The sequence below is a fragment of the Xanthobacter nonsaccharivorans genome (assembly GCF_043194755.2).
Classification (GTDB): Bacteria; Pseudomonadota; Alphaproteobacteria; order Rhizobiales; family Xanthobacteraceae; genus Xanthobacter; species Xanthobacter autotrophicus_G.
On the sequence record NZ_CM195526.1, the window covers coordinates 4,689,805 to 4,708,588 of the forward strand.

Below are 18,784 nucleotides of genomic sequence, written 5' to 3' on the forward strand. Positions count from 1 at the left end.
GGAGAGCTGCGGCGGCGCGAGGGCCACCGCAGCCAGGCGTCGGGGCGGGACCTCCTCAGCCCTCGCCGTCCTTCAGATAGTCGAACACCACCTCGCCGAGGCCGAGGGTGAGGTCGGTCTTGATATGGAGGGCGGAAATCACCTCCAGCACCGGCAGCTGCGACACGTTGCAGAGCGCATGCGGGAACAGGCCGAGGGCGCCGGGGCCGGTCCAGCACTCCTTGATGGTCACATCTTCTAAATAATAGCGCACCAGCTCGCAGATGCGCGGGGAGGCGTCCACGTCGGGGATGATCTTCAGCAGGAAGCTCGGCGCCAGCAGGGAGGCGAGCACCTTCTCCTTGTCGCAGGGCACGTGCTTGTAGCCCATGGTGGCGGAGGCGCAGAGCACGCTGCCGTAATGGAGCGTGCCCACCAGCGTGTCCTTCTCCACGGCGAGCTTGGGCTGGGCGAACTTCTTGGGGAAGCCCCACAGCTCGCGGCCGCCGGCGATGGGCGACTCGTCGTCCAGATACATGGAATGGACGTAGCCGCCTTCCTGCCCGTTGAAGCGCACCGGGATCACCTGTCCGGTCTCGGTATAGTCGCCGAAGCCGGTGGAATCGGGCATGCGGATGAATTCGTACTTCACGATCGGCTCGACGATCTCGAGCGGCTCGGGCACCACCTTCTCCAGCGCCGCGAGATCGGTGCGATAGGTGATGATCATGAATTCGCGGTCGATGAAGCGGTAGGGCCCCGGCGGAAACGAGGGGTTCACGAGCGGCATCGAATAGGCGGTGCGGCGGACATCGGCGATCTTCATCGGGTGTCTCTCGTGCTGCAGGGCCAGCTTCGCATCTGCGAACGGCGGCGCCACCTTAGAGCGCGTTCCGGCCGCATGGAAACAGAATCTGTCTCCAGGCGGCCAGGGAACCGTTCTCTAACATTCTGATAAAGAGGCGGATTCGCCGCCCCGGCGCGGGCGCGCCAAGGCCGAGGCCGTCCGGCGCCCACCGGCCGGCGGCGCGGCGGTCAATCCATGGAAAGATGACGCGACGCGCCATCCGGCCTGCCCCATAGTCACGCTCCGTGACGGCGCGACGACAGGTGGCCCTGCATCAGAAGGAGAGGAGGCCGCCCTTGCCGCCGACGGTGGCGAAGGCCACGGCGCCCCCGCTCGGATGCCAGGCGATGGCGCTGGCGGCGTCGGCATCGGGCACGCGCAGCAGGATCTCGGCGCCATCGGAGATGCGCGCCATCATCACCATGCCGTCCTCATAGCCGACGGCGACCACCGGGTCCTTGGGATGGGGCGCCACCACCGTGACCCGGGAGGTGGGCGAGGGCGCGAGCATGGCCGGCTCCTTGCCCATGGGCCCGTCCTTGGCCTGGAACGGCCACAGGATGGCCTCGCCCGAGCCGGAGGTGGCGAGCCACTTGCCATCCGCCGTGAAGGCGAAGGACTTCACCCGCGAGGGGTAGCCGGACATGCGCATGTGCGCGCCGTCCACCACCCGCCAGCCGTGCAGCGCCGGCTCCTGCATGATGGTGACGAGGAAGCGGCCGTCCGGCGAGAACTTCACGCCGAGGTGCGAGCCCTTCCAGCCGAACACCTCGGGCTTGGCCGCCCCCGCATTGGGGAACCAGAGCGTCACGCCGCCATAATGGGCGACGGCGAGCCGCAGCCCCTTGGGCGCGAAGGCGAGCCCGCCCACGGTGGAAGGCACGTCCAGCGTCTTCACCTCGCCCTTGGGCTGGAGCACATGGGCGGTCTTGCCAGCCGAATAGGCGACGACGCCGTCCGGCCCCAGGGCCACCCGGTCGATCCAGCGGCCCTTGTGCTCGGCGAGCACGCGGGTCGTGCCATCCGCCCGCAATTCCACCACGCGGCCGTCGTCGCCGCCGGTGACGAGGCGCCGGCCATCGCAAGCCGCCTCCAGCACGGTGCCCGCGTGCAGGGCCACGGCGCGAGGCTCCGCTCCCGCCAGGTGCGCCGCGCCGTCGGCGCTGACGAAGACAGGCGTCGCATCGAGAAAGCCGACGGCCAGGATCTCGGCATCGAAGCCGAGGGGCTGGACCTTGCCGGCGAGGCTGGATGGGGCGGAGGACATGAAGGATACGCTCCCGGTTGAGGGCGTGCTTCTTAACGCATCGAACCGGGTAGCTGGCAAGGGTGCCCGGCAAGGGGGCCGGCGCGGGGAGGCGGGAACGACCGGCCGGCCCAGCCTTTGCCATCCGCCGCGCATCCCTTAAGAGCGGGCGACATCCTTCTCCCCAACCCGACGCCCCCTTGTCCGCCACCCTCATGTTCCCCACGCCCCTGCCCATCGACGCCGTGCTCGGCGACCTCCGCGCGGTTCTTGCCGGCGCCCCCTGCGCGGTGCTGGTGGCCCCGCCGGGCGCCGGCAAGACCACGCGCGTGCCCCTGGCCCTCCTCGGCGAGCCCTGGGTGGCGGGCGGGAAGATCCTGGTGCTGGAGCCCCGCCGCCTCGCCGCCCGCGCCGCCGCCCGGCGCATGGCCCAGACCCTCGGCGAGGGCGTGGGCGAGACCGTGGGCTTCCGCACGCGCCTCGCCTCGGAGGTGTCGCGGCGTACCCGCATCGAGGTGGTCACGGAAGGCATCTTCACCCGCATGGTGCTGGACGATCCGGAATTGCCGGGCGTCGCCGCCGTGCTGTTCGACGAGTTCCACGAGCGCAGCCTCGATGCGGACCTGGGCCTCGCCCTCGCCCTCGACACCCAGCGGGGCCTCAGGGAGGACCTGCGCCTCCTCGCCATGTCGGCGACGCTGGACGGTGCCCGCGTCGCCGCCCTGATGGGCCCGGACGGCGCCGCCGCGCCGGTGATCGAGAGCGAGGGCCGCGCCTTTCCGGTGGAGACCACCTATCTGGGCCGCGCGCCGCGCGTGCCCGTCGACCGGCAGATGGCGGACGCCATCCTGCGCGCCCTGCGGCAGGAAAGCGGCTCCATCCTCGCCTTCCTGCCCGGCGCGGCGGAGATCCGGCGCACGGAGGGGCTGCTGCTCGACCAGGTGCGCGACCCGGCGGTGGACGTGGTGGCCCTGTTCGGCGCCCTCGACGCGGCGGAGCAGGACCGCGCGGTGCTGCCGGCCCCGCCCGGCCGCCGCAAGGTAGTGCTCGCCACCTCCATCGCCGAGACCTCCCTCACCATCGAGGGGGTGCGGGTGGTGGTGGATTGCGGCCTTGCCCGCGTGCCGCGCTTCGAGCCGGACGTGGGGCTGACGCGGCTCGAGACCGTGCGCGTCTCCCGCGCCGCCGCCGACCAGCGCCGGGGCCGCGCCGGCCGCACCGAGCCCGGCGTGTGCTACCGCCTGTGGGGCGAGGGCGAGACGGGAAGCCTGCCCGCCTTCGCCACGCCGGAGATCCTCGCCGCCGATCTGACCGGCCTCGTGCTGGACCTCGCCCGCGTCGGCGTGCGCGATCCGTCCTCCCTGCCCTTCCTCGATCCGCCGCCCGCCCCGGCGGTGGCCGAGGCGAAGACCCTGCTGCGCCTCCTCGGCGCCCTCGACCCCGAGGAGGCCGTGACACCGATGGGCCGCCGCATGGCGCGCCTTCCCCTGCCACCGCGCCTCGCCCACATGGTGGCGGCCGGGGCCGATCGTGGCGCCGCGCGGGAGGCGGCGGAGATCGCCGCCCTCCTGACCGAGCGCGGCCTCGGCGGCGACAGCGTGGACCTCCTCCACCGCCTGGACGGGTTCCGCCGCGAGCGCTCCCGCCGGGCCGAGGACGCCCGCCGCCTCGCCGGCCGCTGGGCCGAGAGCGCCGGCGGCAGCTCGCGGGCCGAGGCCGGCGCGCCCTCCCCCGCCGCCCTGCTCGCCCTCGCCTTTCCCGACCGGGTGGCAAAGGCGCGTGGCGACGGCACCCGCTTCCTCCTCGCCAACGGCCGCGGGGCGGTGATGGACCCGGCCTCCTCCCTGGCCAAGGCGCCGTTCCTCGCCATCGCCGAGGTCGGCGGGCGGGCGGAGGCCGCGCGCATCTCGCTCGCCGCCGCCCTGTCGCAGGCCGAAGTGGAAGAGATGTTCGCCGCCGACATCACCAGCGGCACGGAGATCGCCTTCGACCCGGAGGCAGCGGCCGTGCGCGCCCGCGAGGTGCGCCGGCTGAAGGCCATCGTCCTTTCTTCCCAGCCCCGCCCCGTGCCGGCGGATGCGGAAACGGCGCGGGTCCTGGCGGAGGGCCTCGCCGGCCTCGGCCTGGAGCGCCTGCCCTTCGGCGCCGCCGCGCGGCAGTGGCGCGAGCGCGTCCTGTTCCTGCGCGCGGCGGAGGGGGAGCCGTGGCCCGATCTTTCAGATGACGCGCTCAACGCCACGGCCAGCGCATGGCTCGCGCCGTTCCTCTCCGGCCGGACGGCTTTGTCCGAGATCACCGCCGGCGACCTCGCCAATGCGCTCCACGCCCTGCTGCCTTATGAGCTGACCGCGCGGCTGGAGGCGGAAGCCCCGACGCATTTCACCGCCCCCACCGGCTCGCGCCTGCCCATCGACTACGGAGCCGAGGGCGGGCCGGAAGTGAGCGTGCGGGTGCAGGAACTGTTCGGGCTCACCGCCCATCCGGCCATCGCCGGCGGGCGCGTGCCCCTGACCCTCGCCCTGCTCTCCCCGGCGCACCGCCCCATCCAGGTGACGAAGGACCTGCCGCAGTTCTGGCGCGGCTCGTGGCGGGACGTGCGCGCCGACATGCGCGGGCGCTATCCCAAGCATCCCTGGCCGGAAAATCCCGCCGAGGCGCCGCCCACCACACGGGCAAAGCCCAGAGGGACCTGACGAGGGAACCGGGGGCTGTCCTCAGACCACCGGCCCCGGTCTTTGGCCGGTGCCAAGTAGCCGGTGCCAAGTAGCCGGTGCCAAGTAGCCGGTGCCAAGTGGTCAGTGCCAAGAGGGCCGCCCAAGCGCCGCGCAGGCTTGACCAGAAAGCCCGCGAGCCAGGCTCGCGGGGCTCTGGCGTCACACCCCCTCGGCGGGAATGGGGCGCGGACGGCCGGTCTCGTCGATGGCGACGAAGGTGAAGACCGCTTCCGTCACCTTGGTGGTCTCCTCGCTGGCGCGGGCGCGGCGCCAGGCCTCCACCTCGATGCGCATGGAGGTGCGCCCCAGCTTCACCACGCGGCCGAACAGGCTCACCTCGTCGCCCACCGCCACCGGCGACAGGAAGCTCATGGCCTCCACCGCCACCGTCGCCGCGCGGCCGCGGGACCGCCGCGCCGCCACGTTGCCGGCGGCAAGGTCCATCTGCGACATCAGCCAGCCGCCGAAGATGTCCCCGTTCGGATTGGTGTCCGCCGGCATGGCAATGGTGCGGATGACCGGAACCTCGTCCGGCATCTGCGACTCCTTGTCGAGCATCCGTCTCTCCACGCGCCTGAGGCGCATTCGCCCAAAGTCTGAGACTGCCCATAGCCAAAAAAGTGTTCTTCGGCAGCCAAATTTGATCCATCTCAGAGAAAGGGGGTGGGGGTGATGCTCTTATGCACTTGTCCATGTCTTTTCGGGGCAGACAGGGCATGGATGACCGGCTCCGCCTTGCTGTGTGGGCGGAGCCGGTATCTCCCCGCTTCCTTCTCCATCCTGCGCGTGTCCTCGCCGGTCCCTCGACCGGGTCCGCGCGGCTGCGAACGGAGCACACGAACCCGCCTTCCTTTTGAAGCCGTCGACCCGGGGCTCTCCCCGGCGGGCCGCGATCGGGCTTGCCGGTGACCCGCGGACCTCTGGTATAGGCAGATGAGCCATTCGCCGGAGGCCCCGAAGATGCGCGCCGTTTCCGCTCCCCACGCCCCCTCGCCCCGACAGCCCCGCCCCGGGAAGCGCCCGCTCGCCGCCCGCCTGCTGTGCGCGGCGGTGCTTGGCATCGGCAGCCTCCAGGGGCCGGGCCTGGTCGCGGCCGGCCTTGGAGCGGCGGGGACGCTGGCGCTCGGGGCGACGCCCGCCGGCGCCTGCACCCGCGCCGTCTATCTCGGTAGCGACGACGTGGTGATCACCGGCCGCTCCATGGACTGGGCGGACGACATGCGCACCAACCTGTGGGCCCTTCCAGCCGGCATCGCCCGCAGCGGCGCGGCCGGCGCCAACACCCCCAGGTGGGTCTCCCGATATGGCAGCGTCATCGCCTCCGGCTATGACGTGGGCACCGCCGACGGCATGAACGAGAAGGGCCTCGTCGCCAACCTGCTCTATCTCGCCGAATCCGAATATGCGAAGCCCGATGGCCGGCCGGCCCTCTCCATCAGCCTGTGGGCGCAATATGTGCTCGACAATTTCGCCACGGTGACCGAGGCGGTGGAGGCGCTGGCGAAGGAGCCCTTCGTGGTGGTGACGGCCAACTTGCCCAACGGGCGGGCGGCGCAGCTCCACCTCGCCCTGTCCGACGCCTCCGGCGACAGCGCCATCTTCGAGTATCTCGGCGGCAAGCTGGTGATCCACCATGGCCGGCAGTACCAGGTGATGACCAATTCGCCGTCCTACGACCAGCAGCTCGCGCTCAATACCTATTGGCAGGAGATCGGCGGCAACGTCTTCCTGCCGGGCACCTACCGGGCGGCGGACCGGTTCGCGCGGGCGAGCTACCTCATCCGCGCCATTCCCACCAAGGCGGAGCCGGCCATCATCACCGCCGTGCCGGACCAGTCCTACGCCAACCAGGCGGTGGCCAGCGTCGCCGGCGTCATGCGGGCGGTGAGCGTGCCCCTCGGCCTCTCGACGCCGGGGCAGCCCAACCTCTCCTCCACCCTGTGGCGGACGGTGAGCGACCAGAAGAACCGCGTCTACTTCTTCGATTCCTCCACCAGCCCCAACAGCTTCTGGGTGCCCCTCGGCGAGCTGGACCTGAAGCCCGGCGCGCCGGTGAAGAGGCTGACGCTCACCGGCGGCAAGGTCTATTCAGGCGATGCCGTGCCGCAGTTCGAGCCAGCCGAGCCGTTCGTCTTCATGCCGGTGAAGGTGGACTGAAGGGCCGCCCGCGCGCGGGGGAAACACAGGAAGGACACGCGAAAGGCGCAGGTTCGCGGGCGTCCAACGTTGACTTTTCGGCGGGCCATGGTGTATCGGACCCACTTCGCGTGGGTACCTGTGCCTGCATCCCGAAAACCCGACCGGAAGAAGCCCGCCCTTCGAGGCGCGGCGGAACACGAAAGCGAGACAAGAATGTTCGCGGTCATCAAGGCAAACGGCAAGCAGTATCGCGTTGCCGCCGCTGATGAAATCACCATCGACCACCTCGACGCCGAGGTCGGCTCCATCTTCACCTTCCCGGTGCTGCTGCTGAGCGGCGCCACCGTTGCCGTCGGCGCGCCCCATGTGGACGGCGCCACCGTGACCGGTGAGATCGTCGAGCACACCCGCGGCGACAAGGTGATCGCCTTCAAGAAGCGCCGCCGGCAGAATTCCCGCCGCAAGCGCGGCTTCCGCGCCGACCTCACCGTCGTGCGCATCACCGAGATTTCCGGCCTGGGCGAGACCGTCAAGGCCGAAGCCGCCGCTGGCGCCTGATAGAGAACGAGGAGAGCAACAATGGCTCATAAAAAGGCAGGCGGCTCGTCCCGTAACGGTCGCGATTCCGACGGTCGCCGTCTTGGCGTGAAGCGCTTCGGCGGCCAGGACGTGGTGTCCGGCAACATCATCGTGCGTCAGCGCGGCACCAAATGGCATCCGGGGACCAACGTGGGCATGGGCAAGGACCATACCCTGTTCGCCCTCGTGGAAGGCAAGGTGTTCTTCCAAACCAAAGCCAACGACCGCACCTACGTATCCGTGATCCCCGCCGCCGCCGAGGCGGCCGAATAAACGGCGAGACCTGACGAAATGCAGGATCCCGCCGGTCTCGTCGAACCGGTGGGCGCCTGAGCGGGCCTCTTCAAAGCTCAGACACGAACCGGGGAGACGGGACAACCCTCTCCCCGGTTTTCGTTTGTCCGGAGCGCGATCCGATCCGATTGAACCAATCCGATCGGTGAATCGCCCTCCAAATCTGAGAAGGAGAACGCGTTATCCGATCGGATTGCGATGCAATCGGATCGGCGCGTACTCCGGCCTTGAGGAGCCCGCCATGACCTTGTGTGAGACGCCATCCGGAGCGCTGCTCGCGGAAAGCTGTATCCCCGTCCTCGAAACCGAGCGGCTGGTGCTCCGCGCGCCGCGCCTCGAGGACATTGCCGCCGTCGCGGAGCTCGCCAACAATCGCAAGATCGCGGAAATGACCGCGAACCTGCCCTTCCCCTACCGCCAATCCGACGCCCACGCCTTCGTCGAGACCCTCGCGGCGACGCCGGACAGCGCCACCTTCGCCGTCTTCATGAAGGGCGAGGGCGCCCTCGCCTTCGCCGGCATGGTCTCCTTCGGCCGCCGCCCGCCCGAGCCGGCGCCGGAGATCGGCTACTGGATCGGCGAGCCCTTCTGGGGCCGCGGCATCGCCACCGAGGCCGTCCGGGCCGTGATCGACTACGCCTTCTCCGAAACCGGGCTTTCGCTCCTCCTCGGTTCGGCGCGCGTGGTCAATCCGGGCTCGCGCCGGGTGCTGGAGAAGTGCGGCTTCCAATGGTCGGGCGTCGGCCTCACCCGGGTCCGGGCGCTGGGCGCCTCGGTGCCGGTGGACCGCTTCCAGCTCGACCGGCGCACCTGGGCCTCCCTGCGGGCCTGGGGCTCCACCGCCCTCCCGCGCCACAGCACCGCGCACTGAGGGCCGGGATCGGGAAGATGCGCCCTGCCCGCCGGACTGGGCCTTGCGCGGCGACGCCGCGCGGGCCATCAGGGGCGCGCACACCACCCAGAGCGCGGACCTTCCCGATGAGCAAGCATCACGATCTCCCCTATCGCCCCTGCGTGGGCCTGTGCGTGTTCAGCGGCGCCGGCAAGGTCTTCCTCGGCCGCCGCATCGGCGGGCCGGAGCATGTGGACGCGACCCATTCCTGGCAGCTGCCCCAGGGCGGCATCGACAAGGGCGAGGATCCGTTCGACGCGGCCCTGCGCGAGCTCTATGAGGAAACCTCCATCCGCTCGGTGACGAAGCTGGGCGAGATCGAGGACTGGCTCTCCTACGACCTGCCCGGCCGCATCGCCGGCGAGGCCTGGAAGGGCAAGTACCGGGGGCAGACCCAGAAGTGGTTCGCCCTGCGCTTCACCGGCCTCGACGGCGAGATCAACATCTCCAAGCCGGGCGGCGGCCACCACAAGCCGGAATTCATGGACTGGCGCTGGGAAAACCTCGACGCCGTCACCGATCTTGTCATTCCCTTCAAGCGCGACGTCTATGGCGAGGTGGTGCGCCACTTCCGTCGGTTCGCCGAGGGCTGAACGGCAAAAGGTGCGGCCGTTCGGCCACAAAGGCGGGCGGCCCGCCGCGCTGACCTGACATAAGACATTGCGGCCTTCCGCGGCGCAGGTAAGCTTTCCCGGCACGAGGAGCGATCGGGCGTGGGACGTCAGCGCAGCATGCGGAGCCAAGGGGGACGGGCGAACGCCCGGGCCGCCGCCGCGCGCGTGCTGCTCTCCTGGGCCGTCCTCCTCGCCTTCCTGCTCAATGTCCCGCTCCTCGGCGCGCGGGCCGGCGTCGATGCCGGCCGCCTGCAGGCGGCGGCCCAGATGCAGGCCCTCGCCGACGCTGGCGTGTTGTGCACCCACGATGCCGCGCAAGGGGGAGAGCAGGGCGGCAAGGGCGAAAGCGGCCACCCCTGCTGCAACGACTGCCTCGCCTGCCAATGGGCCGCCGACCTGACCGGTCCGCTGCCCCGGCCGGAACCGGCGGCGGCGATGCCCCGCATCCGCGCCCTCGTCCTTGCCGTTCCCCGCACCGAAGTCATCGGCGCCGCCGCCTTCAAGCGCGGGCCACCACCCCGCGCACCGCCCCACCTCATGGAAGCCGCTCAGGCCGCCTGAACCGGCGTGCGCCCCCTGCGCGCGCCGACTTTTCGGTTTTCCAGGAGGTTATCAGATGCATCGCCGCCTCGCGGCCGCCAGCTTCACAGCACTGGCCGGCCTGACCCTCGCCTTGCTGCCCCAAGCCTTGCGACCCCAAGCCTTGCGCCCCCAGGCCGCCGCCGCCCATGGCATTGCCGGCGACCGGGTCGTCACCTGGGGCCTGTCGCTGCAATACAGCCTGTCCTATCTCGACCAGCATGTGCGCGCCATGACCGGCGCGCCGGACTTCCTCAGGCAGCTCACCCCCATCATCGAGGCCTCGTTCGAGACGCCCGCCTCCCACATCGGCGACGGGCCGCGGCGGGCCACCGGCATCATCAACCCCGGCCTCATCTGGGCCAACGGGGCGGTGCAGGTGGGCGTGGAGGCGCTCATCCCCATCAATGCCGCGAGCAGCAGCCATGTGGGCGTGATCGGGCAGCAGCATGTCTTCCTCGACGACATCTTCCCCAACACCCTGGGCAAGCCCCTCTTTCCGTGAGCCGCACCATGAACCGCACCCGCTCCTTCATCGCCTGCGCCGCCCTGGCCGGTCTCCTCAGCCTCGGCGCCAGCCTTCCGGCCGCCGCCCACGCCCACCTCGAGAAGGCGGTCCCGTCCGTCGGCGGCACCGTCGCCGACGGACCCACCGAAGTCCGCCTCACCTTTAGCGAGCCGGTGGAGGCGAAGCTCTCCTCCATCCAGCTCACCCGCGCCGACGGCTCGGCCGTCGCCTCCGGCGCCGCCGCCGATCCCGCCGATCCGAAGGGGCTGGTCCTGAAGCTCGGCAAGGCGCTGGCCAATGGCGTCTACAAGGTGCGCTGGAAGGTGATCTCGGTGGACAGCCACAAGATCGAAGGCGGCTTCAGCTTCACCGTCGGGAACTAGCCGCGTCATGTGGCCGGTCCTGCTCAGCGCGCGGTGGGTCCACTTCGCCGCGCTCTTCGTCCTGTTCGGCGCGCCGCTGTTCCTCCTCTACGGCCTCCCCCACGGGGCGGAGGGGGACCGGGCGGTCGCGCGCCGGTGGGTGCGCCGGGCGGCGGCCATCGCCGCGCCGCTCGCGCTCCTCTCCGCGCTTGCCTGGGCCGGCTGGTCGCTGGCGGACATCACCGGCGATCCCCTGGGCTTCATGGATGCGCAGGTGATCAGCGTGATCCTCCTTGAGACCGGCTTCGGCCGGGCGTGGCTGCTGCGCCTCGTCCTGCTGGCGGTGCTCATCCTTGCCGTCTGGCGTGCCGGAAAGAGCGAGGCTGCGACGGCTCCGGTCGCCGTCCTGGCGGGCCTGCTGCTGGTGACGCAAGCCTGGCTCGGCCACGCGGCGGCGGGCAGCGGCTTCAGCCGCATCGGCCTGCCCCTCGCCTACGGACTTCATCTGCTGGGCGCCGCCGCCTGGATCGGCGGGCTCGTGCCCCTCGCCGCCCTGCTCCTGCACTGGCGGCGGATCACGCTCCAAGGAGCCGCGCCGCAGGAAGCCGCCCGGCGCGCCGCGCCGGTGCTGTGGCGGTTCTCCCGCATGGGAATAGGCGCGGTGGCGCTGACCGGGCTGGGCGGGGCGGCGAACGCCGCCCTCCACCTTTCAACACCGGGCGAACTCATCTCCACCGCCTACGGGCAGATCATCCTGGCGAAGGGGCTGCTGTTCGCGCTCCTTCTGCTCCTCGCGACCCGCAACCGCAGCCTCTCGGCCCGCCTTGTCCGCGCGCGGGACCCGGCCGGCGACCTCGGCCGAGTGTGCGTCAACATCTTCGCCGAGCTGGGGCTGGCGCTCGGCGTGCTCGCCCTCGCCGCCGTGCTGGGGGTGACCCCGCCGGGGCCGTAGAGCGGGATCAGCTCGCCGCCGCCAGCGCCGGCTCGGTGAGGCGCGCGCTCATGGTCAGGAGCTCGTAGCGCGCCACCGTGTCGCCGTCCTGGTTGAACACCTCCACGTCCCAGCGGACCTCACCATATTCCGCCTTCCGCGCCGGCTGCTTCTGCTTGACGGTGAGCCGCACGCGGATGGCGTCGCCCGGCGAGACCGGCTTCAGGAAGCGCAGGTTGTCGAGCCCGTAATTGGCCAGAAGCGGCCCCGGCGCCGGATCCACGAACAGGCCCGCGGCGAAGGACAGGATGAGGTAGCCGTGCGCCACGCGGCCGGGGAAGAAGGGGTTCGCCTTCGCCGCCGCCTCGTCCATGTGGGCGTAGAAGGTGTCGCCGGTGAAGTGGGCGAAGTGCTCGATGTCCTCGATGGTGATGGTGCGCGCGGGTGTCTCCACCGTGTCGCCGATGGCGAGGCGGTCGTAGTCGCGCCTGAAGGGATGTTCCTGCGGGACGGGAGCCGGCGCGCCGGGAAGCCAGGTGCGCGTGAGGGCCGAGAGCCGCGCCGGCGAGCCCTGGAGCGCGGTGCGCTGGAGATAATGGAACACGCCGCGCAGGCCGCCCATCTCCTCGCCGCCTCCGGCCCGTCCGGGGCCGCCATGGACAAGCCCGGGCAGCGGCGAGCCGTGGCCGGTGGATTCCTTCGCGCAGTCGCGGTCGACGACCAGCACGCGCCCGTGGAAAGCGGCGATGCCGAACACCAGCGCCTCCGCCACTTCTGCGTCATAGGTGAAGACGGAGGCCACGAGGCTGCCCTCGCCCTTCGCCACGAGCGTCACGGCATCGTCCAGGCTGTCATAGGCCATTACCGTGGCGACGGGGCCGAAGGCCTCCACCGCGTGGGGGGCCACCGCCTCCAGCGGCGCGGGGCAGCGCAGCAGCACCGGCGCCATGAACGCCCCCGCCGCGGCATCGCCGCCCACCGGCGCGACCATCTCCGGATCGCCGTGCACGATCTCCGCTTCCGCCGCGATGGCGGCGATGGCCGCCCGCACCGCCGCCCGCTGGCCAAGGCCCACCAGCGGGCCCATCCGCACGTCGTCCCGGCGCGGGTCGCCCACCGCGATGCCCGAGAGCTGCGCCTTGAGCGCCGCGATCACCGCGCTTTCCTGCGCCCGCGGCACCAGGATCCGGCGGATGGCGGTGCACTTCTGGCCCGCCTTCACCGTCATCTCGCGCACCACCTCCTTCACGAATAGGTCAAATTCCGGCGTCCCCTCCCCCGCATCCGGGCCGAGCACGGCGGCGTTCAGGGAATCCTGCTCGGCGATGAACTTCACACTGTTGCGCGCGACCGCAGGATGATCCCTAAGCACACGGGCGGTCTCCGCCGATCCGGTGAAGGAAAGCACGTCCTGCCCGGTCAGGTGGTCGATGAGGTCGCCCGTGCCGCCGCAGACGAACTGCAACGCTCCCGGCGGCAGGATCTTCGCCTCGACGATGAGGCGGACCACCGCCTCCGCCACGTAGGAGGTGACGGTGGCCGGCTTGGTGATCACCGGCACGCCGGCGAGAATGGCGGGGGCGAGCTTCTCCAGCATGCCCCAGCAGGGGAAGTTGAAGGCGTTCACATGCACCGCGACGCCATGGAGCGGAGTGAGGACATGGCCGCCCACGAAGGTGCCACCCTTGGAGAGGCTCTCCGGCGCGCCCTCCACCACGAAGCGCTCGCCCGGCAGCTCCCGCCGCCCGCGCGAGGCATAGGCGTAGAGCGTGCCGATGCCGCCGTCGATGTCGAAGAAATTGTCCCGCTTCGTCGCGCCGGTGTCCACGGACAGGGCGTAGAGCGCCTCCTTGCGGGTGGAGAGGTAGGCCGCGAGCGCCTTCAGCATGTCGGCGCGCTGGTGGAAGGTGAGGGCGCGCAGGGCCGGCCCTCCGACCGTGCGGGCGTGGCGCACCATGGCGGCGAAGTCGAGCCCCTGGGTCGAGGCGCGGGCCACCGGATGGGCATCGATGGCGCTGGGGATGTCCGCGAATCCTCCGGTCGCGCCGAACCAGCGGTCGAGGGCGTAGCTTTCCAGGATCCGGGTCATTCTTCTTCTCCCTGCCGCCATCCGGCGAATGTGCATCCCTTGCGGACCAGCTCGACGAGGAGCGGCGCGGGCTCGGAGCCTGCGCCTCCCGCCTGGTGGGCTGCTTCCACTTCCCTGAGCACCTCCGTCAGGCCCATGGCGTCGGCGGCCCACATGGGGCCGCCCTTCAGGCGCGGGAAGCCGTAGCCGTTGACGAAGGCGAGATCGATGTCGGAAGCCCGCAGCGCGATGCCCTCGGCGAGCGCCTTCGCCCCCTCGTTGGCCATCACCGCCAGGAGCCGGCGCTGGATGTCCGGCGCGCTGAAAGCGCGTGGCGCGATGCCCTTCTCCGTCCGCGCTACGGCGATGATCTCCGCCACGACGGGATCGGCGGATTTCGTCCCCGCCGCGTCGTAGGCGTACCAGCCGGCCCCCGTCTTGCGGCCAAGCCGGCCCTGCTCCACCAGCCGGTCGGCGATGGCCACGTAGCGCTCGTTCGGATCACGGGTCGCCGCGCGGCGCTGGCGCATGGCGTAGGCGATGTCGAGGCCCGACATGTCGGAGACCGAAAAGATGCCCATGGCGAAGCCGTAGGCCTCCAGCGCCGCATCCACCTCCTCCGGCGCGGCCCCGTCCTCCACCAGATATTCCGCGTGCCGGCGGTAGACGGCATAGATGCGGTTGCCGATGAAGCCGTCGCAATTGCCGGCGACGATCGCCTGCTTGCCCATGCGCCGGCCCAGCGCCAAAGCGGTGGCGAGCACGTCTGGCGCGGTGCGTGCCGCCCGGACCACCTCCAGCAGCTTCATCACGTTGGCCGGGGCGAAGAAGTGCAGGCCCACCACGTCCTGCGGACGCGAGGTCGCGGCGGCGATAGCGTCAAGGTCCAGATAGGAGGTGTTGGTGGCGAGCACCGCGCCGGGACGTGCCACCGCATCGAGGCGGCGGAAGATATCCGTCTTCACGCCCATGTCCTCGAAGGCGGCCTCCACCACCAGATCGGCGGACCCAAGCTGCGCCCAGTCAGCGGTTGGCGCGACGCGGGCCAGCTTCTCCGCCATTTGCGCCTCGGAGAGGCGGCCGCCCTTCACCTGCCGCCCATAGAGATCGCGCACGCGGGCGATGCCGGCCTGCGCGGCATCCGCGTCCCGCTCCACGAGGGCGACCTCCAGGCCGGCATCCGCCATCGCCACCGCGATGCCCGCGCCCATGGTGCCGGCGCCGATCACGGCGACGCGCGCGAGGGGCCGCGCCACAGCGCCCTGAAGGCCCGGCACCTTGCCGGCCTCGCGCTCGGCAAAGAACAGATGGCGGAGCGCCTTCGCCTCGGCGCTCTCGCGCAAGGCGAGGAAGGCTGCCCGCTCGGCGGCAAGCCCGGCGGCGAAATCCCCCTCCCCCGCGGCGCGGATGACGTGGATGGCCTCGGCGACGGCCGGAACGCCCTTCGCCGCCTTGCGGGCCCGGGCCGCAGCCGCATCCTCCGCCGCCGCGTCGCCGGCCGGCACCGCCGCGGCGGAGAGCCGACGCTTGGCGATGGCTGGCGCCCGGTCGATGGCGGCGGCCAGGACATCGCCCTCCACCACCGCATCCACGAGGCCAATGGCGCGTGCCTCCTCCGCCTTCAGCACCCTGCCCTCGCCGATGAGGGAGATGGCCTGCGCCGTGCCGAGGAGGCGCGGCAGCCGCTGCGTGCCCCCCGCGCCGGGGATGATGCCGAGCCGCGTCTCGGTGAGGCCCACCAGTGCCTTCGGTCCGGCGAGGCGCGCATCGCAGGCGAGGGCGATCTCGCATCCACCGCCCAGCGCCGCGCCGGCGATGGCCGCGACCACGGGCTTGGCGCAGGCGTCGATGGCCGCCACCACCTCGGGCAGGAAGGGCGCATCGGGCGGGAGATTCATCTCGCGGATGTCGGCTCCCGCGATGAAGCGCCCGGGCCCGCCGCTGATGACGATGGCGATGACCGACGGGTCGGCGCAGAGCGCGGCGAAGGCGTCGAGCAGCCCCTGCCGCACCGCCCTGGAGAGGGCGTTCACCGGCGGATGATCAAGGGCGACGACGGCCACACCGCCGTGGCGTTCGATGCGGACGGGAGAGGTCACGGCGTCCATCGCTCAGACCCTCTCGATGAGGGCGGCGATGCCCTGGCCGACGCCGATGCACATGGTGGCCACCGCGCGCCGGCCGCCCCTTGCCTCCAGCGCGCTCACCGCCGTCATGGCGAGGCGGGCGCCGGACATGCCCAGCGGATGACCGAGCGCGATGGCGCCGCCGTGGGGGTTCACATGCTCCGCATCGTCCGGCAGGCCGAGCTGGCGCAGCACGGCGAGCGCCTGCGAGGCGAACGCCTCGTTGAGCTCGATCAGGTCGATGTCGTCGAGAGACAGCCCGTTCTTCTCCAGCAGCTTGCGGGTCGCCGGAGCCGGGCCGATGCCCATGATGCGCGGCGGCACGCCCGCCTGCACCACCGAGACCACCCGGGCGCGGGGCGTGAGGCCGTATTTCTTGGCGGCGGCCTCGGAGGCGAGGATGAGGGCGCCTGCCCCGTCGTTCACGCCCGAGGCGTTGCCGGCGGTCACCGTGCCCCCTTCCTTGCGGAACGGCGTCTTCAGGGCGGCCAGCTGCTCCAGCGTGGTGTCGCCGCGCGGGTGCTCGTCCCTGTCCACCAAGGTGGCGGCGCCCTTCTTGCCTTTGACGGCGATGGGCGCGATCTCGCGGGCGAAGAAGCCAGCCTGCTGCGCCGCCTGCGCCCTCTGCTGGGACCGCCAGGCGAACAGGTCCTGGTCGGCGCGGGAGACCTGGAAGTCCGTCGCCACGTTCTCGCCGGTCTCCGGCATGGAATCGACGCCGTACTGCGCCTTCATCAGCGGGTTCACGAAGCGCCAGCCGATGGTGGTGTCGAACACCTCGGCCTGCCGGGAGAAAGCGTCCGCCGCCTTGCCCATGACGAAGGGCGCGCGGGTCATGCTCTCGACGCCGCCCGCGACGATGAGATCGGCATCGCCGGTCATGATGGCGCGCGCGCCGATGCCCACCGCATCGAGGCCCGAGCCGCAGAGCCGGTTGACGGTGGTGCCCGGCGCGCTCACCGGCAGGCCGGCGAGCAGCGCGGCCATGCGGGCCACGTCGCGATTGTCCTCTCCCGCCTGGTTGGCGCAGCCGAGGACCACGTCGTCCACGGCCTCCCAGTCCACGCCGGGGTTGCGTTCCTTCAGCACGCGGATGGGATGGGCGGCGAGGTCGTCCGCCCGCACGTCCTTGAGGGCGCCGGCATAGCGGCCGATGGGCGTGCGCGCGAAGTCGCAGATATAGGCATGCGCCATGATCATCTCCGGGGGATAGGTTGGCTCAGGCGGCGGCGGGGCGGCGCACGCACACCACGCGGAAGCGGCCGGCGACGAACGCCGCGTCGGTGAGGCAGGCGTTGCCCGCCGGGTTCGCGCCCGAGACGTGGTAGTCGCTGAAGGCGGCGCTCTGGTTCACATAGATGCCGCCGGTGAGGTTCACCGAGAGGGCGACGCCCGCCCGGGCATAGGCCGGCACGGCGCTGGCGATCTCGGCCTCGTCGACGGAGTAGAGCGCCGCCGTGATGGCGCCCTTCTCCCGCGCGGCGGCGGTGGCGCGGGCCACGCCCTCGGCGGCGTCCGCGACCGCGACCACGAAGCTGATGGGGCCGAAGCGCTCTTCCAGATAGGCCCCGGTCTCCGCCGCATCGACGGCGAGGATGAGGGGTGTCGCCGTGCGTGCGCCTTCCACCTGCAGCGCCGTGCTGTCGCGCACGATGCGGCCGAGGCCGCGGGCCGCCTCGATGCGGGCGAGCGTCGCGGAGCTCTGGATCGCGCCCAGCACGGCCGCGGCCCGGGCCGGCTCGGCGAGCAGCGCGTCCACCGCCCCGGCGATGCCCCGCGCCACCTCCTCGAAGCTCTTGTGCCCCTCGTCGGTCGCGATGCCGCCGGCCGGCACGAAGATGGTCTGCGGCGCCGTGCACATCTGCCCGCTGTAGAGCGAGAGCGAGAAGGCAACATTCTGGCACATGGCCGCGAAGGCCTTCGTGGAGGAGATGACGATGGTGTTCACCCCCGCCTCTTCCGTGAAGAGCAGCTTGTCGCGCAGGTTTTCCCTGAGCCAGCCGCCGAACACGGAAGAGCCGGTGAAATCCACGATGCCGACGGAGGGATGGGCGGCCAGATCCTTCGTGATAGGCCGCTCCGCCGTATCCGGCGCCAGCTGCACCACGTCGGGATCGAACCCCTCCTCGGCGAGCACCTCCCGCGCGACCCTCACGGTGAGGGCGAGGGGCAGGATGGCCGCCGGGTGCGGCTTCACGATCACCGCATTGCCGGTGACGAGGTCGGCGAAGAGCGCCGGATAGCTGTTCCAGGTGGGAAAGGTGGCGCAGCCGATGACGAGGCCGACGCCGCGCGGCACCACATGGAAATCCTTATCGAGCCGGATGGTGGAGCGGCCCGCCGGCTTCTCCCAGCGCACCGCGCCGGGCACGCGCGCCATCTCCTGCCAGGCATAGGCCACCGCTTCCAGGCCGCGGTCCTGCGCATGCGGGCCACCGGCCTGGAACGCCATGGGGCCGGCCTGGCCGGTGGTGTGCTCCACCGCCTCGGCGATGAGGAAGCTCGCCTTGTTCAGCCGCGCCAGGATTTCCAGCGCGATGCCGACGCGCGTCTCCACGCCCGCCTCGGCCCAGGCCGCGCCGGCCTTTTCGCCCGCTGCCACCAGCGCTGCCACATCTGGCGCCGGGTAGGTGATGCCGAGCGCCGGACCGAAGGGCGAGACTTCCGCCCCGACGCGATCCGCCGCCGCGACACCCGGCAGATCGAACGGCGCGTTCAGCAGCGCCGCGAACGCCGCCTTGCCTTCGGCGGCCGCCCCTTCGGCATAGGTCTTCGGATTTTCGGAGAAGGCCGCCCAGAAGCCACGCTGGCGCGACGCCTCGACCGCGCCGTCCAGCAGCGCGCGATGCGCCTGATAGAGATCACTCATGGCCTTCTCCCTGGTCTGGGGCGTTGTCCGACGGTGT

The 18,784-nt window shown here is 71.3% G+C and carries 17 protein-coding genes; 10 read left to right on the forward strand and 7 right to left on the reverse strand.

What is annotated here, in order from left to right:
• Positions 1–55: 55 nt before the first annotated feature.
• Together V5F59_RS21390 and V5F59_RS21395 are read right to left on the reverse strand one after the other, a co-directional pair.
• A complete protein-coding gene (locus V5F59_RS21390; RefSeq protein ID WP_393981000.1) occupies positions 56–805 on the reverse strand; it encodes an acetoacetate decarboxylase in 750 nt (249 codons plus the stop codon).
• A gap of 295 nt (positions 806–1,100) precedes the next feature.
• Complete coding sequence (locus V5F59_RS21395; protein WP_393980998.1) at positions 1,101–2,093, reverse strand: WD40 repeat domain-containing protein; 993 nt, start codon at positions 2,091–2,093, stop codon at positions 1,101–1,103.
• A gap of 194 nt (positions 2,094–2,287) precedes the next feature.
• On the opposite strand from V5F59_RS21395, the gene hrpB reads away from it, so the two are divergent.
• On the forward strand, positions 2,288–4,765 hold the full coding sequence (gene hrpB / locus V5F59_RS21400) for an ATP-dependent helicase HrpB (protein WP_393981179.1): 2,478 nt from the start codon (positions 2,288–2,290) through the stop codon (positions 4,763–4,765).
• Positions 4,766–4,945: 180 nt separating this feature from the next.
• Here the strand turns inward: hrpB and V5F59_RS21405 are convergent, their stop codons facing one another.
• On the reverse strand, positions 4,946–5,344 hold the full coding sequence (locus V5F59_RS21405) for an acyl-CoA thioesterase (RefSeq protein ID WP_393980996.1): 399 nt from the start codon (positions 5,342–5,344) through the stop codon (positions 4,946–4,948).
• A gap of 402 nt (positions 5,345–5,746) precedes the next feature.
• Between V5F59_RS21405 and V5F59_RS21410 the strand changes: the two genes are divergently transcribed.
• From V5F59_RS21410 to V5F59_RS21450, 9 genes are all read left to right on the forward strand, one after another.
• Complete coding sequence (locus tag V5F59_RS21410) at positions 5,747–6,943, forward strand: linear amide C-N hydrolase (RefSeq protein ID WP_393980994.1); 1,197 nt, start codon at positions 5,747–5,749, stop codon at positions 6,941–6,943.
• A 195-nt stretch (positions 6,944–7,138) separates the two neighbouring features.
• Positions 7,139–7,483 carry a 50S ribosomal protein L21 gene (gene rplU, locus V5F59_RS21415; RefSeq protein ID WP_393980992.1) on the forward strand — a complete coding sequence of 115 codons (345 nt, stop codon included), beginning with the start codon at positions 7,139–7,141 and terminating at the stop codon, positions 7,481–7,483.
• A gap of 21 nt (positions 7,484–7,504) precedes the next feature.
• Positions 7,505–7,777, forward strand: a complete 273-nt coding sequence (rpmA, locus tag V5F59_RS21420) for a 50S ribosomal protein L27 (RefSeq protein WP_393980990.1) — start codon at positions 7,505–7,507, stop codon at positions 7,775–7,777.
• A 262-nt stretch (positions 7,778–8,039) separates the two neighbouring features.
• Positions 8,040–8,669, forward strand: a complete 630-nt coding sequence (locus V5F59_RS21425; RefSeq protein WP_393980988.1) for a GNAT family N-acetyltransferase — start codon at positions 8,040–8,042, stop codon at positions 8,667–8,669.
• 107 nt (positions 8,670–8,776) lie between these two features.
• Complete coding sequence (locus tag V5F59_RS21430; protein WP_393980986.1) at positions 8,777–9,283, forward strand: RNA pyrophosphohydrolase; 507 nt, start codon at positions 8,777–8,779, stop codon at positions 9,281–9,283.
• Positions 9,284–9,421: 138 nt separating this feature from the next.
• Entirely contained in the window at positions 9,422–9,865 is a 444-nt protein-coding gene (locus V5F59_RS21435; RefSeq protein ID WP_393980984.1) for a DUF2946 family protein, read from the forward strand.
• 55 nt (positions 9,866–9,920) lie between these two features.
• Positions 9,921–10,388, forward strand: a complete 468-nt coding sequence (locus tag V5F59_RS21440) for a hypothetical protein (RefSeq protein WP_393980982.1) — start codon at positions 9,921–9,923, stop codon at positions 10,386–10,388.
• An 8-nt stretch (positions 10,389–10,396) separates the two neighbouring features.
• The gene (copC, locus tag V5F59_RS21445; RefSeq protein WP_393980980.1) at positions 10,397–10,774 is read left to right on the forward strand and encodes a copper homeostasis periplasmic binding protein CopC; all 378 of its coding nucleotides are present in this window, start codon (positions 10,397–10,399) and stop codon (positions 10,772–10,774) included.
• A gap of 7 nt (positions 10,775–10,781) precedes the next feature.
• Entirely contained in the window at positions 10,782–11,705 is a 924-nt protein-coding gene (locus tag V5F59_RS21450; protein WP_393980977.1) for a CopD family protein, read from the forward strand.
• 7 nt (positions 11,706–11,712) lie between these two features.
• On the opposite strand, the gene paaZ is transcribed toward V5F59_RS21450, so the two are convergent.
• From paaZ to paaN, 4 genes are read right to left on the reverse strand one after another with little or no spacing between them, the layout of a single operon-like run.
• Positions 11,713–13,773 carry a phenylacetic acid degradation bifunctional protein PaaZ gene (gene paaZ / locus V5F59_RS21455; RefSeq protein WP_393980975.1) on the reverse strand — a complete coding sequence of 687 codons (2,061 nt, stop codon included), beginning with the start codon at positions 13,771–13,773 and terminating at the stop codon, positions 11,713–11,715.
• Positions 13,770–15,860, reverse strand: coding sequence for a 3-hydroxyacyl-CoA dehydrogenase NAD-binding domain-containing protein (locus tag V5F59_RS21460; protein WP_393980973.1), 2,091 nt, complete (start codon positions 15,858–15,860; stop codon positions 13,770–13,772). The genes paaZ and V5F59_RS21460 overlap by 4 nt, the downstream gene beginning before the upstream one ends.
• A gap of 3 nt (positions 15,861–15,863) precedes the next feature.
• Entirely contained in the window at positions 15,864–17,072 is a 1,209-nt protein-coding gene (pcaF, locus tag V5F59_RS21465; RefSeq protein WP_393980971.1) for a 3-oxoadipyl-CoA thiolase, read from the reverse strand.
• A 25-nt stretch (positions 17,073–17,097) separates the two neighbouring features.
• Entirely contained in the window at positions 17,098–18,747 is a 1,650-nt protein-coding gene (gene paaN, locus V5F59_RS21470) for a phenylacetic acid degradation protein PaaN (protein WP_393980969.1), read from the reverse strand.
• Positions 18,748–18,784 lie beyond the last annotated feature (37 nt).